15 protein-coding genes and 1 pseudogene are annotated in these 14,669 nt (G+C 71.8%); 10 read left to right on the forward strand and 6 right to left on the reverse strand.

Annotated features, from left to right (window positions below):
• Positions 1–42: 42 nt before the first annotated feature.
• On the forward strand, positions 43–1,032 hold the full coding sequence (locus tag QUE44_RS11205; protein WP_286214619.1) for an NAD-dependent epimerase/dehydratase family protein: 990 nt from the start codon (positions 43–45) through the stop codon (positions 1,030–1,032).
• Here QUE44_RS11205 and QUE44_RS11210 read toward each other — a convergent pair.
• Positions 1,029–1,505: a nucleoside deaminase gene (locus tag QUE44_RS11210; RefSeq protein WP_286214620.1), complete on the reverse strand. Its 477-nt coding sequence runs from the start codon at positions 1,503–1,505 to the stop codon at positions 1,029–1,031. The two genes, QUE44_RS11205 and QUE44_RS11210, sit on opposite strands and share 4 nt — an antisense overlap.
• A gap of 44 nt (positions 1,506–1,549) precedes the next feature.
• Positions 1,550–2,875 (reverse strand): ATP-binding protein, encoded by a 1,326-nt coding sequence (locus QUE44_RS11215; RefSeq protein ID WP_286214621.1) that lies wholly within the window; start codon positions 2,873–2,875, stop codon positions 1,550–1,552.
• A gap of 264 nt (positions 2,876–3,139) precedes the next feature.
• Here QUE44_RS11215 and QUE44_RS11220 point away from each other — a divergent pair, with 264 nt between their 5' ends.
• Positions 3,140–5,071 carry an alpha/beta hydrolase gene (locus tag QUE44_RS11220; protein WP_286214622.1) on the forward strand — a complete coding sequence of 644 codons (1,932 nt, stop codon included), beginning with the start codon at positions 3,140–3,142 and terminating at the stop codon, positions 5,069–5,071.
• A 13-nt stretch (positions 5,072–5,084) separates the two neighbouring features.
• Here the strand turns inward: QUE44_RS11220 and QUE44_RS11225 are convergent, their stop codons facing one another.
• On the reverse strand, positions 5,085–5,690 hold the full coding sequence (locus tag QUE44_RS11225; RefSeq protein ID WP_286214623.1) for a DUF5701 family protein: 606 nt from the start codon (positions 5,688–5,690) through the stop codon (positions 5,085–5,087).
• Between the two features lie 124 nt (positions 5,691–5,814).
• Here QUE44_RS11225 and QUE44_RS11230 point away from each other — a divergent pair, with 124 nt between their 5' ends.
• The 4 genes and pseudogenes from QUE44_RS11230 to QUE44_RS11245 form a co-directional block, all read left to right on the forward strand.
• Positions 5,815–6,165, forward strand: coding sequence for an ArsR/SmtB family transcription factor (locus QUE44_RS11230; protein WP_286214624.1), 351 nt, complete (start codon positions 5,815–5,817; stop codon positions 6,163–6,165).
• Positions 6,166–6,184: 19 nt separating this feature from the next.
• A complete protein-coding gene (locus QUE44_RS11235; RefSeq protein ID WP_286214625.1) occupies positions 6,185–7,174 on the forward strand; it encodes an SRPBCC family protein in 990 nt (329 codons plus the stop codon).
• Entirely contained in the window at positions 7,171–7,416 is a 246-nt protein-coding gene (locus tag QUE44_RS11240) for a DUF4287 domain-containing protein (protein WP_286214627.1), read from the forward strand. Before QUE44_RS11235 ends, QUE44_RS11240 begins: the two co-directional genes overlap by 4 nt.
• 228 nt (positions 7,417–7,644) lie before the next feature.
• Positions 7,645–7,965, forward strand: a pseudogene (locus QUE44_RS11245) (SRPBCC domain-containing protein); the annotation flags it as partial.
• Here the strand turns inward: QUE44_RS11245 and QUE44_RS11250 are convergent.
• Together QUE44_RS11250 and QUE44_RS11255 are read right to left on the reverse strand one after the other, a co-directional pair.
• Entirely contained in the window at positions 7,944–9,350 is a 1,407-nt protein-coding gene (locus QUE44_RS11250; RefSeq protein ID WP_286214629.1) for a sensor histidine kinase, read from the reverse strand. The pseudogene QUE44_RS11245 and the gene QUE44_RS11250 overlap by 22 nt on opposite strands.
• The gene (locus tag QUE44_RS11255; protein WP_286214630.1) at positions 9,347–10,030 is read right to left on the reverse strand and encodes a response regulator transcription factor; all 684 of its coding nucleotides are present in this window, start codon (positions 10,028–10,030) and stop codon (positions 9,347–9,349) included. Before QUE44_RS11255 ends, QUE44_RS11250 begins: the two co-directional genes overlap by 4 nt.
• Positions 10,031–10,265: 235 nt before the next feature.
• Between QUE44_RS11255 and QUE44_RS11260 the strand changes: the two genes are divergently transcribed.
• From QUE44_RS11260 to QUE44_RS11275, 4 genes are read left to right on the forward strand one after another with little or no spacing between them, the layout of a single operon-like run.
• Positions 10,266–10,934 (forward strand): DUF4956 domain-containing protein, encoded by a 669-nt coding sequence (locus QUE44_RS11260; RefSeq protein WP_286214631.1) that lies wholly within the window; start codon positions 10,266–10,268, stop codon positions 10,932–10,934.
• Positions 10,931–11,443 carry a VTC domain-containing protein gene (locus QUE44_RS11265; RefSeq protein ID WP_286214632.1) on the forward strand — a complete coding sequence of 171 codons (513 nt, stop codon included), beginning with the start codon at positions 10,931–10,933 and terminating at the stop codon, positions 11,441–11,443. The genes QUE44_RS11260 and QUE44_RS11265 overlap by 4 nt, the downstream gene beginning before the upstream one ends.
• Positions 11,422–11,697 (forward strand): CYTH domain-containing protein, encoded by a 276-nt coding sequence (locus tag QUE44_RS11270; protein ID WP_350226831.1) that lies wholly within the window; start codon positions 11,422–11,424, stop codon positions 11,695–11,697. Before QUE44_RS11265 ends, QUE44_RS11270 begins: the two co-directional genes overlap by 22 nt.
• Positions 11,698–11,710: 13 nt before the next feature.
• The gene (locus QUE44_RS11275) at positions 11,711–13,528 is read left to right on the forward strand and encodes a carbohydrate-binding domain-containing protein (RefSeq protein ID WP_286214635.1); all 1,818 of its coding nucleotides are present in this window, start codon (positions 11,711–11,713) and stop codon (positions 13,526–13,528) included.
• Positions 13,529–13,729: 201 nt separating this feature from the next.
• On the opposite strand, the gene QUE44_RS11280 is transcribed toward QUE44_RS11275, so the two are convergent.
• Positions 13,730–14,605: a LysR family transcriptional regulator gene (locus tag QUE44_RS11280; protein ID WP_286214636.1), complete on the reverse strand. Its 876-nt coding sequence runs from the start codon at positions 14,603–14,605 to the stop codon at positions 13,730–13,732.
• Positions 14,606–14,669: the final 64 nt, after the last annotated feature.

The following is a 14,669-nucleotide window of genomic DNA, read 5'->3' on the forward strand; positions in this document are numbered from 1 at the left end:
CCGCGACCGTGGCCCGGGGCATCGTCCCGCTAGCCTGGCCGCATGCCCGCATTGCTGATTCTTGGAGGCACGGCCTGGGTGGGTCGCGAGACCGCCCGCGAGGCACTCGCGCGGGGGTGGGAGGTCACGTGTCTCGCGCGCGGCGAGTCCGGAGCGGTGGCGGCAGGGGCGCGGCACGTGGTCGCCGACCGCGACAGCCCCGACGCCTACGCCGAGGTCGCGGGGCACGACTGGGACGCCGTGGTCGAGGTGAGCTGGCAGCCGCGCCACGTGCGCGAGGCCGCGCAGGCGCTCGCGGGCCGCGCGGCGCACTGGACCTACGTGTCCTCGGTGGCGGCGTATGCGCCGTCGCGCAGCCTCATCCCGGAGGACGCCCCCTTGCGCGCGCCCGCCGCCCCTGACGAGCGCGTCGACGCGAGCCGCTACGACGCCGCGAAGGTGCGCTGCGAGCTCGACACGCTCGTGGTGCATCCCGCGGCGCTGCTCGTGCGCGCCGGCGTGATCGTGGGACCGGGCGACAACACGGAGCGGTTCCCGTACTGGCCGCGACGCGCGGCGCAGGCCGGTGCCGCGCCCATGCTCGCGCCGGCCGAGCCGGCGCACCCGCTGCAGCTCATCGACGTGCGTGACCTCGTCGCGTGGATGCTGGGCGCGGTCGAGGCGGGGGTGACGGGTGCCGTCAACGCGGTGGGTCCGCAGATCCCGTTCGGGACCATGGTGGCCGCCGCGCGCGAGGCGGCCGGAGCCACCGGCCCCCTCGTCGAGGCGCCAGCCGACTGGCTCGAGGAGCGCGGGGTGCGGCGGTGGAAGGGCGAGGCGTCCCTGCCGCTGTGGGTTCCCGATCGCGGCGAGGAGGCACGTACGGGATATCACTCCGACGAGCGGCTGCTGGCGACCGGGGCGACGCTGCGCCCCCTCGCGGAGACGATGCGCGACGTCCTTGCCGAGGAGATCGCCCTGGGCGTGGAGCGCGGGGGCGTGGCGGGGCTCACGCGCGAGCGCGAGCTCGCGCTGCTGGCGGAGCTGGGCTAGACCCAGAAGCCCTCGTGCACGGTCGCCGCCTCGTCCTCGAGCAGCGGGCCCGTGACCCGAATGTCGCGCCCGCCCGCCGCGAAGACCTCGCGGCACGGCAGCGCGAGCGTGGGGTTCTCGGGGTGCGCGCCGGTGATCGCCAGGAGCCCCGACTCGGACAGCCCGAAGACGACGGCGCCGATCCCCGCCCAGTAGATCGCGCCGGAGCACATCGCGCACGGCTCGGTGCTCGTGACGAGCGTCGCGCCGGCGAGCTCGTCGGCGTCGAGCTGGTTGCTCGCGAGGCGCACCAGGTTGGTCTCGGCATGGCCCGTCGCGTCGCGGTGCGTGGTGACGGTGTTCTCCGCCTCGAGCACGATCCGCCCGCTGGCGTCGACCAGCACGGCGCCGAAGGGATGGTTGCCGTGCTCGCGCGCGGACCGCGCGACGTCGATGGCGCGGCGCAGGTGGGAGAGCGTGGTGGGGTCGGTCATGGCCCCAGGCTACGGCCGCCGTGTGCGGCTGTCGGGCGTGCCGGTCAGACGCGACCGAATCCCTCGGTGTCCTCGGCGAACTCCGCCGCGACGTCCTCGGACACCGTCGCGCGGGTGGCGGCGATCGCGGCCAGGTAGTCGCCCGTGGTGGGGCCTACGCCCGCGGTGGGGCCCGTGCCCGCGCCGCCACCCGCATCGTCCCCGTGCCCGGCAATCCCCGTGCGCACGGCCGCCTCGAGCGCGGCCTGGCTGGCCCTCCGCGCGGCGAACTCGATGTCCGCGGGGGTGAAGCCCTCGCTCGCGTGGACCAGCGCGTCGCTGTCGACGGCCGATGCGGCGGCAGGAGGGATGAAGCGCGTCCAGATCGCGCGGCGAGCCTCGGCGTCGGGGAGGCCGATGGGGATGACGTAGTCGAAGCGGCCGTGGCGCAGGAATGCGCTGTCGAGAGAGCGGATGAAGTTGGTCGCACACACGAGGAGGCGGTCGGGGCGCTCGCGGAACGCGGGGATGATCTTGAGCAGCTCGTTGGTGACGCCCTGCAGCGGAGACGGCGGGTCGCCGCGGCGGTGCGAGGCGATCTCCTCGACCTCGTCGATGAGGACAACCGCGTGCTCGAGCTCCGCGATGCGGTGGAACGTGTCCCTGAGGGCTCCCGCGAGTCCGGCCGGGTCCGCCGCGAGCCGCGACGGGAAGACCTCGACGAAGGACCACTCGAGGCGCGACGCGATGGCCTTCGCGAACGTGGTCTTGCCGGTGCCGGGCGGGCCGAACATGACGACCGCGCGCGGCGGGGCGACCCCATAGCGCTCGGCGAGGGAGGGCTCCGCGAGTGGCAGAACCAGACGCTTCTCGATGAGGTCCTTCTCGCGACGCATGCCCGCGACGCCGTCCCACAGCCCGCGCGGGAGCACGCGGCCGCCCAGTTCGGCGAGCAGTGCCATCTCCGCGCGCTGCACGGGCAGGCGGCGCTCAAGGTAGCGCACCGCCTTCTTCTCCGCGAAGCCCGCGTCGCGGAACGCCTCGAGGTGGGTCTGCGCGGTGGGCACCAGGGCGGACAGGGTGGTGGGTCCGGCATGGGCGACCCGCGTCTCGAGGGCGGCGAGCAGGGCAGGGCCCACGCCCTGGCCGTGCCAGGAATCGTCCACCCCGTGGAACACCACCCAGGCCTGGTTGTGTGCGCGCCTGCCGACGGCCGCGCCCACGATCTGGTCTCCCACGGCGGCGACCACCGCGATGTCCTCCGACGCGGAGGTGAGGACCTCCGCGAGTGCGTAGACCGGCTCGATGCCGGCGGCGCGCGAGCGCTCCCAGAGCCGCACGATCCCCTCGAGGTCGTGGGCGTGGGCGTCTCGGACTCGCCACGTGGACATGGTTGCCTCCCTCGTACGTCGGCGTGCGGGGTGTGATCGAAGATACCCCAGGGGGTATGCGGCGCCTAGGGGTCGTGGTCGCGGGGGTGCAGGTTGTGCGGGAGCGCCGACAGGTTGTGCGGACGCGCTCCCCCGAGGCACGGGGTGTCGGTTGGCTGGGGTCAGGTCGAGCATCGGCCTGCCAATGGAGTCAGGCCAGGGCCGTCGCGCCCCCGATCGTGAGTGTGCGCCAACGGAGGCGCACGCCGTGGAAGGAACAATCTGATGGAGACCACCGCGGCCCACCGCCGCACCCTTGCCCGCCGCGCCACGTGGCTTGCGACCCTGTCGCTCGCCTCCGCCCTTGTCGGAGCGGGCGCGGCGTCGGCCGAGCCCGTACCCTCGCCCCTGGGCGCGACCGTCACCAAGACCGACACCGCCCCGACGGGATACGAGGTCACGTTCCGCGTGGAGTCCGACTCCGCACACGTGTACCTGCTCGGCGACACCTACTTCACTCAGCCCGACATGCTGGGCGGGGCGGAGACCTTCTTCAGCCACGAGGGTCGCACCGGCGACGAGTGGCGCGAGGGCGACATCTCGCATCCGCTCTTCACCAACGTGCCCGCCGAGCTCACGGAGGTGTCCGAGGGGCTCTTCGAGATCACGATGGCGCTGCCGGCGGGCGCCTTCAGCTACGGGTTCGCGCACACCGACGAGCCGTGCACGATGGGCTTCTCGTGCGCCGCGACGCCCGACCCCACCAACCCTCCGGTCTTCGCTGACGCGACCGGGGCATCGTCCCAGGCGCTGTCCCAGGTCTTCGTCCCCTCTCACCCCTCGTTCCCGACCTACGACGCCGACGCCCAGGGTCACCCCGTCGACGGCACCCTGGAACACGTGCTGTTCACCGACGCGGGGGAGATCTCGCCCGCGGGCGACAACCAGCTGGGCGTGTACCTGCCTCCCGGATACGACCCCGAGCGGGCCGAGCCCTATCAGCTGCTCGTGCTCTCGCACGGCGCATACGACAACGAGACGTCGTGGTTCAGCCAGGGGCGCGCGGCGAACATCGTCGAGCACGCGATCGACACCGGCGCGATCGAGGACACCGTGGTGGTGACCACCAACTTCTACAACTTCGACTCCGGCTCGACGGAGGAGGGCACTACCCTCTATGCCGCCTACGCCGAGGCGCTGCGCACCGTGGTATTGCCGATGGTCGAGGACGCGTATCACGTGTCGACCGAGCGGGCCGATCGCGCCTTCGGCGGACTGTCGATGGGCGGCGGCATCTCGACGCACCTGCTTCAGCATGATGCCGACCTGTTCGGCTACTTCGGGATCTGGTCGGGGGCACAACTGGGCCTGGGCGACATCTCGGCCGACGAGCTGGCCAACCTCGACAGCGCGCTCGGCATTCACGTGGGCGCGGGCGAGCAGGACTACCTCGCGGGGATCGGCGAGGGCTCCGCGCAGCGCGCGCTCGCGTATCGCCAACTCGGGCTGCGCGTCGACGAGCACTCGATGGACGGCGGACACACCTTCCAGGTGTGGCGCACGATGCTCCACGACTACCTCGAGAACGTGGCCTTCGCGGACGTTCCCGCGCATGAGCCCGCGACGCTCCTCACCGACATCTCGCCGGTGATCGACGATGCACGCCACACCGAGTTCTTTACCGAGATCTCGTGGCTCGCGGAGCAGGGGATCACTCGTGGGTGGGAGACCGACGGCGGCCGGGAGTTCCGTCCGCTGGGCACGATCACGCGTGACGCCATGGCCGCGTTCCTCTACCGGCTCGCGGGGTCGCCCGAGTGGGAGGCTCCCGCGGCCTCTCCCTTCATCGACGTGACGCCGTCGACCACCGAGTTCTACGCCGAGATCACGTGGCTCGCGGATCAGCAGATCACGCTCGGGTGGGAGACTGCGGCGGGTCAGGAGTATCGGCCGCTCGCGCCCATCACCCGGGACGCAATCGCGGCGTTCCTCTACCGGTTCGCCGCACCGGCGGGGTACGAGGCCCCCGCCGAGTCCGCGTTCGTGGACGTCGCGCCGGGTTCGACGGAGTTCTACACGGAGATCGCGTGGCTCGCCGAGTCGGGTATCTCGACGGGGTGGGTCGAGGGTGACGCCGCGGAATTCCGGCCGCGCTCCGCGACCACGCGTGACGCGATGGCGGCCTTCCTGTTCCGCCTGACCGGCCTCGCCGGCTAGGTCGACGGAGGGCTCAGGGATGGCGGGCGCTCGCGCTCGCCATCCCTAGCCAGTCGTGCGGCACGCCGTCGAAGCACCAGCCCAGCTTCGGCGCGCCGGCGCTGATCCACAGCGCGGGGACGCGCTTGTCGCCGCGCGTCGAGCCGTCGAGCATGAAGCAGTGATTCTTCGCCAGGACCGCGGGGTCGAGCGCGAGCACCGAGAGGCCCTCGTCGATCGTGAGCGGGGTGCGCCCGGCGGCGGCGATCGGCTCGCGCGTGTCGCGGGGTGCGACTCCGCGGTAGCGGTCGCCCCGGTCGAACCCCTCGAGGAGATACAGCGGGCCGGAGGGCACGGCGAGTTCGGGCCGAGGGTCGTAGGGCGCGAGGCCTGCGCGGGCATCGGAGAAGTGATTCTTGTCGAGAATCCCCTGCTTGGTGCCGTCGCTCAAGCGCAGCAGCGGCACTCGCTCCTCCGGATCGATGAGCTCACGCGTCACTACCAGGGTGACGTCCTCGCGCGTCTCAGCGGCGTCGGTCAACGGCTCGGCGAGCGCGCGGAACCGCGCGTCGGTAAGCCCCGCGAGGCGCGGATACCCCAGCGCGACATAGCGGTCGACCTGCCAGCGGATGTCCGTCATGGTGCCCCCTCGTCGAATGCCCGTGAGGTCTCAACGCGCGGCGGCCCGCCTTTGTCGCTCCGGGAGCCACCCGCGTCGCGCGAGGGGTTGCGGGAGAGCGCGCGGGGGCGTAACGTGCAACCACATGGTTGTAGATGAACTCGCTCAGGCCGACGTGGATCGCATCTTCCACGCGCTGGCAGACGCGACCCGGCGCGACATTGTCCGTCGGACGCTCTCCGTCGAGTCCTCTGTCAGCGAGCTGGCCAGGGCCTACGACATGTCCTTCGCCGCGGTGCAGAAGCACGTGGCAGTCCTGGAGGGAGCCGGTCTGGTGACCAAGCACTCCCGCGGACGCGAGCGCATGGTGAGGGGCAACGCCGCCCAGATCGCCCGTGCCCGCGCCCTGCTCACTCAACTCGAGGACCTGTGGAGGGCCCGGTTCAGCCGGCTCGACGAGGTCCTCGCCGATCCGCCGCCCCCGCCGCGTCCCTGACAGTCCCCAAGGAGTGCCCATGCCTCTCACGACCGTCGCCTCCGACCCGGAGGCCCTCACCATCACCGTCGTCGGCGAATACGCCGTCCCCGTCGAGCGGCTCTTCCAGGCCTATCTCGATCCGCGTCAGCTCGAGCGCTTCTGGGGCCCCGAGGAATGGCCGGCCACCTTCACCAGGCACGACGCCGCCCCTGGCGGTCGCTCCGAGTACGCCATGACCGGGCCCGACGGCGAGACGTCGCGCGGCTACTGGCGGTGGATCTCCGTCGATGCCCCTCGCTCCTTCGAGGTCGAGGACGGCTTCGCCAACGCGGACGGCTCGGACAACACCGACCTCCCCGCCATGCGCATGGTCTACACGTTCGAGCCGACCCCCGACGGCTCGCGCTTCACGTCGGTCACCTACTTCGACTCGATCGAGTCCCTGCAGACCGTGGTCGACATGGGGATGGAGGAGGGGCTGCGCTCGGCGATGTCGCAGATGGACGCGGTGCTCGCGGACCTCGAGTCCTTCGCCGCTGGCCGCGCGACGCAGGCGCAGCTGCTCTCCGACACCCAGGTGCGCGTCTCGCGCGTCATCCGCGGCACGGTCGAGCAGGTGTGGCGCGCCCACCACGAGCCCGCGCTCATGCAGCGCTGGCTCCTGGGACCCGAGGGCTGGGAGATGACCACTGCCGATGTCGCGTCCGCCGTGGGCGACTCGTACACGAACCGCTGGGCGCCCGTCGCGGGAGGGCCGGCGGATGGCGCCGAGGCCTTCGGCTTCGAGGGCGAGCTCCTCGCCTCCGACCCGCCGTACCGCGAGGTCACCTCCGAGCGCATGATCGGGATGCCCGGGCCGGGCACCACCAACGAGCTCACTCTCACGCCCGTCGCGGGCGGGACGCTGATGAGCCTGGTCATCACCTATCCCGACAAGGACCTGCGCGACATGATCCTGGCCACCGGCATGACGGACGGCATGGAGTCCAGCTACCTGCGCCTCGAGTCCGTGTTGGCGGCCGCGTGAGCGAGCACCGCGTCCCGGCTCCGCATCTGGAGCCGGGACGCAAGCTCGCCGGTCCGGTGTCCTACTTCCCGAGCATCGAGCGCACGTACGGCCGCCCGATGCAGGAGTGGCTGGACCTCGCCGCGGCGCGTCTCGACGCGGGAGACACCCACATGCAGGCGGTCGCCCACCTCAAGGACGAGCACGGCATGGGTCATGGGCACGCGAACGCCGTGGTCCACTACGTCAAGCAACGTCTCTAGCGGTTGCGCGCTCGCCTCACCGGCGCACACTGGGAGTCATGGATGCCGCAACGTCGCTCGATCCCGCCCACGAGGGCCGCGTACTCGTGATCGACGGGCGGGACGTGTTGCGATTCGAGCGCGACCTTACCGCGCCGCCCACACGCGTGTGGAGCGCGCTCACCTCGCCGGAGGACACCGGGCGGTGGTCGTACCGCGCGACCTTCGAGGGGCGGGCGGGCGGGCGGCACGGTGACGTTCGACTACGGCGAGGCTGGCACGGCGACGGGGGTCGTGACGGCCTGGGAGGAACCCGTCGCCCTCGCGTACGAGTGGGGAGAGGGGACGATGCCGTGGCGGGTACGGATGACCCTCGCCCCCGCGGGGGACGGCACGCGGCTGACCTTCGATCACCTCGCACCTGACCCGCACCATCCGGACTACGCCGCCGGGTGGCACTGGCACCTCGATCGCCTTGCTCAGGTCATCGCGGGCGACGAGCCGGCACGCGTCGACTCGGACGCCCACTTCGAGGAGCTGCAGCGGCTCTACGCGCGCGCCGAGGGCTGACGCGGGAACGTCAGCGTCACCGTCGTGCCCCGGCCCTGTGCGGAGTCGACGTCGAGCGTTCCCCCGTGGACCGACACGATCGCCGCGGTGATCGCAAGTCCGAGCCCCGCCCCACCCGTGGCGCGGGTGCGCGAGTGGTCGCCGCGCACGAACCTCTCGGTCGCGCGCGCCGCCATCTCGGGCGACATCCCCGGGCCGTCGTCGCTCACCGCGATCCTGGCCACGGCATCGTCCCCGCTGACGGCGACCCTGACGGCCGAGCCGCCGTGGACGGCCGCATTGGTCACGACGTTGATGACCGCCTGCCGCAGGCGGTCGGGGTCGCCCATGACGATGATGGGCGCGGCGGCGTCGAGCGCAAAGCTCACGCCCTCGCGCGCCGCGGTCGCGTCGCCGAGGACCTCGGCGCACAACGCGCTGAGGTCCACCTCGATCGGCGACATCTGCGGCTCGGCGTCGTACTTCGCGAGCTCGAGCAGGTCCTCGACCAGGCGGCGCATGCGGCCAGCCTCCGCCTCGGTACGACGCCATGCGTCCGCGATGTCCTCGTCACGCGTGAGCGCGCCGCGCCGATACAGCTCGGCGTAGCCGAGCACCGTGGTGAGCGGCGTGCGCAGCTCGTGCGAGGCATCGGCGACGAACTCACGGAGGCGCGCCTCGGAGCGCTCGCGTTCCTCGAGGGCGTCCGTGAGCGTCGAGATCATGGTGTTGAGCGAGGTCGCGAGCGCCGCGGACTCCGAGCCGCGGCCCGCGCCCTCGAGGCGCACGTCGAGGTCGCCGCCCGCGATGCGGGCCGAGGCGTCGACCATGCGGCGCATCGGCGTGATGCCCAGCCTGATCACCCAGCCGCCCACCGCCGCGAGACCGCCGATCACGATCACGAGCCCGACGGCCTCGATCAGCATGAGGCGCTGCGTCGTGGCCTCCACGGAGTCGAGCGAGAGGGCGGTGATGTCCGTACCGAAACTCGTGGCCTTCGCGAGGACGCGGTAGCCGGGGCCCTCGCCGTCCGACGCCGGCACCGTGAGGAAGACCGAGCCGGACGTGGGCAGGTCGCCGGCCGTGAGCACGGGGACCGTGCCATCCGCGCCGTCGACATTCGGGGAGAAGAACACCTGCAGCGAGCCCGACGAGTCGACGACCCCGCGCAGCACGTCCGAGGGGCGCGAGACGTCGGGGTCCGTGTCGCCGTCGCTGAGCCGGGGCTCGTGGCGCGTCGTGTCGACGGGGCCCGAGGAGGACGCGAGGCGCTCGTCGAGCTGTTCGACCAGGTATGAGTGCGTCACCGCGGTGACGAACGCGGCCACCATGATGACCGCGGCGGCGATGCCCGCCAGCCCCACCATGAGTCGTGCCCGCAGACTGAGTCCCTCGGGTCGGGTCACGGCAGCCTCAGCGTGTAGCCCACGCCGCGGATGGTGTGGATGAGCTTCGGCTCGGTGGCGTCGACCTTGCGGCGCACGTAGCCGATGTAGGTCTCGACCACGCCGGGGTCGTCATCGCGCGAGTATCCCCACACGCCCTCGAGCAGCTGGCCGCGCGAGAGCACCCGCCCGGTGTGCTGCATGAGGTGGCGCAGGAGGTTGTATTCGGTGGGGGACAGCTGAATCTCCTCGCCGCCGCGCGTGACACGGTGCGCGACATCGTCGAGTTCCAGATCCGCGACGCGGTAGACGTCCGAGGCGCTGGGGGCGCGCTCGACGCGACGCGACACGGCCTCGACGCGTGCCACGAGCTCGTCGAGGTTGAACGGCTTCTGGAGGTAGTCGTCGCCCCCGATCGTGAGCCCCTCGACCTTGTCCTTGGCGCTGTCACGCGCGGTGAGGAAGATGATGGGGGTGCGATCCCCCGACTCGCGCAGGCGCCGGCACACGGCGAAGCCGTCGAGACCGGGCATCATGACGTCGAGCACGATGAGGTCGGGGCGCGTCTCGCGCACCGCGCGCAGCCCCTCGTGGCCGTCGGTGGCCTCGGAGACCGAGTACCCCTCGTAGCGCAGGGCGGCGCAGAGCATGGTGCGGAGGTTGTCCTCGTCATCGACAACCAGGATTCGGCGTTCGGGCATGACCCCAGTATCGCGGGCCATCCTCACGATTTGCTGGGAGCGCACGGAGAGCACGCTCGGGGCGGCATCTTCGGGAGGTGCGCGGTGGCGGCGCGAGCTGACCTCGAGGGACGAGGCTCCGATCCCAGGTGACTCCACTTCTGCTCCCAGCCCTCTCACAGCCGGCGCGGGTTACATCGAGGTGAACAAGCGGCCCGGCGGTCTCGCCCGGCGCCCCCGAAATCGAGAGGTGCCCATGCCCGTCTATGCCTTCATCGCCGCCGACCTGGTCGCGATCGCCATCCTTGTGTTCGGCCTCTACTTCCCCCGCCACCGCCGTCGCGACATGATCGTGGCGCTGCTGTCGATCAACGTGGGCGTCATGGGCGTCACGTATGCGATGACCAACGCGGAGATCTCGCTCGGCTTCGGTCTGGGGATCTTCGCGGTGCTGTCGATCATCCGCCTGCGCTCGACCGAGATGGACCATGCGGAGATCGCGTACTACTTCACCGCGATCGCGCTGGGCCTGCTGGGCGGCTTCCCCGCGATCAGCCCGTCGGTGAGCCTCACGCTCATGGCCGTGCTGCTCGCCGTGATCCTCGTGGGCGATCACCCTTCCCTGTTCCGCCGCACGCGTCACCAGCAGATGGTGCTCGACCGCGCCCTTCCCCTCGAGGAGGAGGCGCGCCGCCACCTCGCGGCCTTGCTCGGCGCGGAGATTCACCGCGTCACGCTGCGCAAGGTCGACATGGTCGAGGAGACCACGCTGGTGGACGTCCGCTACTCGCTCGTCGCCCCCGCGCGCTCGGGGGACGATGCCGGGCACGTCACCGCGCACGCTCCCACGGTCGAGACGGTCCCCGTGCCGATGCGCACCACGGCGCCCGTGACCGTTGCCCCCGCAGCCGAGGCCTCGCGATGACCGCCTGGGAGGAGCGCCTCGCCGACCTTCCCTCGGTGGCCCTCGCTCAGCTCGAATCCGAGGCCGCGCTGCTCACGCGCGTGGACCGCAAGTACATCGTCGCCCCCGCGGTGTGGGCGGACGTCATGGCCGCCATACCGGCGATGCGCGCGCTCGAGATCGACGGCGCCCGCGACTTCGGCTACTCGTCGATCTACTTCGACACCCCCGAGCTCGAGTCGTATGCCGCCGCGGCCCACCGTCGCCCCTCGCGCTACAAGGTGCGCATCCGCGAGTACCTCGACACGGGAGGCCGCTCGATCGAGGTCAAGCTGCGCTCGGCCAAGGGCGAGACCGTCAAGCACCGCGAGTGGCTCCCCGAGGGGCGGCGCGCGACCGGCGGCTCGACGGCCCCGCCAGGGAGTTTGTCGCGGGCTTCCCGCAGGTCGCTCCCGCGGTCGACCGCCTCGAGGCGGTGCTCGCGACGCACTACCGACGCTCCACGCTGGTGCTCGACGGCTCGCGCGTGACCATCGATCGTGACGTCACCGCGATCGACACGGACGGCGCGCACCTGCACTTCGGCGACGCGATCATCGTCGAAACCAAGACCGCCCGCCGCGCGGGCGACGTCGACCGCGCCCTGTGGGCACGTGGCGTGCGACCCGCGCGGGTGTCCAAGTACTGCACGTCGCTCGCGGCGCTCCAGCGTGAGCTCCCCGCGAACCGGTGGGCGCGCACGATGCGCCGCCACCTCTCCCCGACCCCCGCCCCGGCGGCTTAAGAAAGGCCCTGTCATGCGCAAGCCCACCCTCCTGTTCGCCGGCCTCCTCACCGGCACGCTGTTTTTGGCCGGCTGCACCTCCGCCGAGCCCACCGAGGTCACGGCCACCGGCTCGGACGAGGCCGTGGTCTCGACGGACACGACCGACTCCGGCGACACCGCCACGACCGTCGCCGCGTCGACCGACGTCCTGACCGAGGTCACGTATGCCGAGCTGGGCGTCAAGGAGGTCGATCTCGCCGTCGACGAATCCGCCGCCGTCGACATCACGCTGTCGGACTCGGGCTCCACGGGCGGCGATGGGGTGACCGTCGACGGGTCGACCGTCACCATCACCGCGGGCGGCGTCTATCGGCTCTCGGGCACCCTCTCCGAGGGGCGCGTGGTGGTCGCGACCGCCGACGAGGACGTCACGCTGATTCTCGACGGAGTCGACATCACGTCGCCCGACACCGCCGCGCTGGACATCGAGGGCGCCGACGAGGCGATCGTGTGGCTCGCCGCCGGGTCGACGAACACGCTCTCCGATGCGGCCGACGCGACCGTGGCCACGGAGGACGCCGAGGACTCCGCGTCGACGGACACCCCGAACGCGACGCTGTACTCGACCGCGAACCTCTGGATCGCGGGCGACGGAGCGCTCGTGGTCAACGGCGTGGCCGCGGACGGCATCACGTCGAAGGACGGCCTGGTCATCGCCGGAGGTGACCTCACCGTCACCGCCGCGGACGACGGCATTCGAGGCAAGGACCACCTGGTGATCTCGGCAGGGGCCGTCACCGTCGAGGCGGGCGGCGACGGGCTGCGCTCCGACAACGAGGACGTGGCCAACGAGGATGGCGAGGCGCTGGGCGTCGTGTGGATCGACGGCGGCACGATCGACGTGACCGCCGGGGTCGACGCGATCGACGCGTATCGCCAGGTCGCGATCGAGGGCGGCGCGCTCGCTCTCGCCGCCGAGGACGATGGCATCACCACCGAGGGTGTCCTGCACGTGTCGGACGGCACGGTGGACATCTCGGCGTCCTACGAGGGCCTCGAGGGAGGAGTGATCCGCCTCACGGGAGGTGAGGGGAGCATCGTCGCGAGCGACGACGGCATCAACGTCAATGGCGGCACGGACGCCGCGGCGGGAGCCGGCGGAGGAACGATGCCCGGCGGTGGCACGCGGCCCGGCCGCACCCAGGACGATGCGGCCACCGGGGACGCGGCCGCCGACAGCACGACGACAGACGGTGCGGCCACGAGTGACGCGGCCACCGTCGCGACGACAGACGGCGCCACCGACGCCACCACCGTCGCGATGGGACCAGGAGGAGGCATGGAGCAGGCCGCGGAGGGACGCTACCTCGAGATCACCGGCGGCACGTGGGTGATCGACGCCGACGGCGACGGGCTCGACTCGAACGGCACCGCGACCATGACGGGCGGCACGGTGGTGGTGAGTGGTCCGACCAACAACGGCAACGGCGCAATCGACGTCAACGGCACATTCGAGATCACGGGCGGCTCGCTCGTGGCGGCAGGCTCGGCCGGGATGCTGGTGTCGCCCACCGCGACCGGCGACCAGGGAGTGCTCACCGTGAGCTTCGCCTCCGCGATCGCCGAGGGCACCGTGATCACGGTCTCGGACTCGGATGGCGACCACGTTGCGTCCTTCACGACCTCGAAGATCTCTCAGGCGGTCGTGTTGTCCGTCCCCGGCCTGGTGTCGGGCGAGGAGTACACGATCAGCACGGGCGCAAGCGTCGACGGCGAGGAGGTGAGCGGACTCGTCGTGGGAGGCAGCGCGACCGGCGGCGACGAGCTCGGCTCGCTCGCGGCCGACTGAGCGGAGGAGGCCGTTCCCGGCCAACTCCCGTCCCCGTCTCAGCCGGTTCTCAGGGAGCGTCGGTTGACTATGAGGTGCGTCGCCCGGTCCACGAGCCCCCGGGCCGGGCGACGCTCCTCCGTTCGATCGTGGTCCTGCCGCCACGTCGACCGCACGAGCGAGGCCCCCGGTGTCTGCCAACACCGGGGGCCTCGCGGCGTCTCACGCGCCGCGCAGGAGCGCCGCGAAGGCCTCCGCGGCGGGCGCGGGCTCTCGCGGCAGGGCGAGGAAGATCTCCCGATACGTGGGTGGCTGCGTGGGAATCGCGACGATGCCGGGGATCGCCGGGCTCGCGTCGAGGGCCAGGCGCGTGAGCAGCGCCACGCCCAGCCCCTCCGCGATGAGCCGCTGCGCCGCGATGTAGTCCTCGGTGACGAAGGCGATGTGGGGGACGAAGCCCGAGTCGGCGGCGTGCGCGACGAGGTGCGTGCGGCATCGGGCGCATCCCGAGATCCACCGCTCGTGGGCGAGGGCGCCCAGGTCGAGGCGCGTGCGACCCGCGAGCGGATGAGAATCCGGCAGGATCGCGAAGTACTCGTCCTGGCCCAGCGGGGTCAGCGGGAGGTCGTCGGGCGTGGGTGTCGCGGAGTCGGCGAAGCCGATCACGAGGTCAGCCCTCCCGTCCCTGAGCAGCGCGAGGGCCTCGTCGGTCTCGGTCTCCTCGAGGCCGATCTCGACGCCCGGATAGGTCGCGGCGAACTGTGCGAGCGGTCGCGGCAGGGTGGTGGCGCAGTACGAGGTGAAGGCCGCGATGCGAAGGCGACCCACGCGCAGGTCCGCGTGGCGGTGGAGGCATCGCTCGGCGTCCTCGAGGCTCGCGGCGATCGCGTCCGCATGCTGAAGCAGGGCCTCGCCCGCGGGGGTCAGGCGTGTGACGCGTCCCGCGCGGGCGGTCAGGGGCACGCCGGCGCGCCGCTCGAGCGCCCGCAGATGATGGGCGACGGTCGGCTCGCTCAGCGTCAGCGAGCGCGCGGCGGCCGCCTTCGAGCCGTGGCGCGCGACCTCGCGAAGGATGAGCAGCCGCTCGACGTCGATCATGACACCATCATCGCATCGAGGTCTCCACCCACAAAGGCCCGTCTTGTGGAGGTGTGCGAGGCGG

The sequence above is a fragment of the Demequina sediminis genome (genome assembly GCF_030296675.1).
In the GTDB taxonomy this organism is placed as follows: Bacteria; Actinomycetota; Actinomycetes; order Actinomycetales; family Demequinaceae; genus Demequina; species Demequina sediminis.

Bases quoted from the DNA above. Each gene is read 5' to 3' on its own strand.
- QUE44_RS11205 (WP_286214619.1), top strand. From the start codon at position 43: ATGCCCGCATTGCTGATTCTTGGAGGCACGGCCTGGGTGGGTCGCGAG.
- QUE44_RS11210 (WP_286214620.1), bottom strand. From the start codon at position 1,505: ATGACCGACCCCACCACGCTCTCCCACCTGCGCCGCGCCATCGACGTC.
- QUE44_RS11215 (WP_286214621.1), bottom strand. From the start codon at position 2,875: ATGTCCACGTGGCGAGTCCGAGACGCCCACGCCCACGACCTCGAGGGG.
- QUE44_RS11220 (WP_286214622.1), top strand. From the start codon at position 3,140: ATGGAGACCACCGCGGCCCACCGCCGCACCCTTGCCCGCCGCGCCACG.
- QUE44_RS11225 (WP_286214623.1), bottom strand. From the start codon at position 5,690: ATGACGGACATCCGCTGGCAGGTCGACCGCTATGTCGCGCTGGGGTAT.
- QUE44_RS11230 (WP_286214624.1), top strand. From the start codon at position 5,815: ATGGTTGTAGATGAACTCGCTCAGGCCGACGTGGATCGCATCTTCCAC.
- QUE44_RS11235 (WP_286214625.1), top strand. From the start codon at position 6,185: ATGCCTCTCACGACCGTCGCCTCCGACCCGGAGGCCCTCACCATCACC.
- QUE44_RS11255 (WP_286214630.1), bottom strand. From the start codon at position 10,030: ATGCCCGAACGCCGAATCCTGGTTGTCGATGACGAGGACAACCTCCGC.
- QUE44_RS11260 (WP_286214631.1), top strand. From the start codon at position 10,266: ATGCCCGTCTATGCCTTCATCGCCGCCGACCTGGTCGCGATCGCCATC.
- QUE44_RS11265 (WP_286214632.1), top strand. From the start codon at position 10,931: ATGACCGCCTGGGAGGAGCGCCTCGCCGACCTTCCCTCGGTGGCCCTC.
- QUE44_RS11275 (WP_286214635.1), top strand. From the start codon at position 11,711: ATGCGCAAGCCCACCCTCCTGTTCGCCGGCCTCCTCACCGGCACGCTG.
- QUE44_RS11280 (WP_286214636.1), bottom strand. From the start codon at position 14,605: ATGATCGACGTCGAGCGGCTGCTCATCCTTCGCGAGGTCGCGCGCCAC.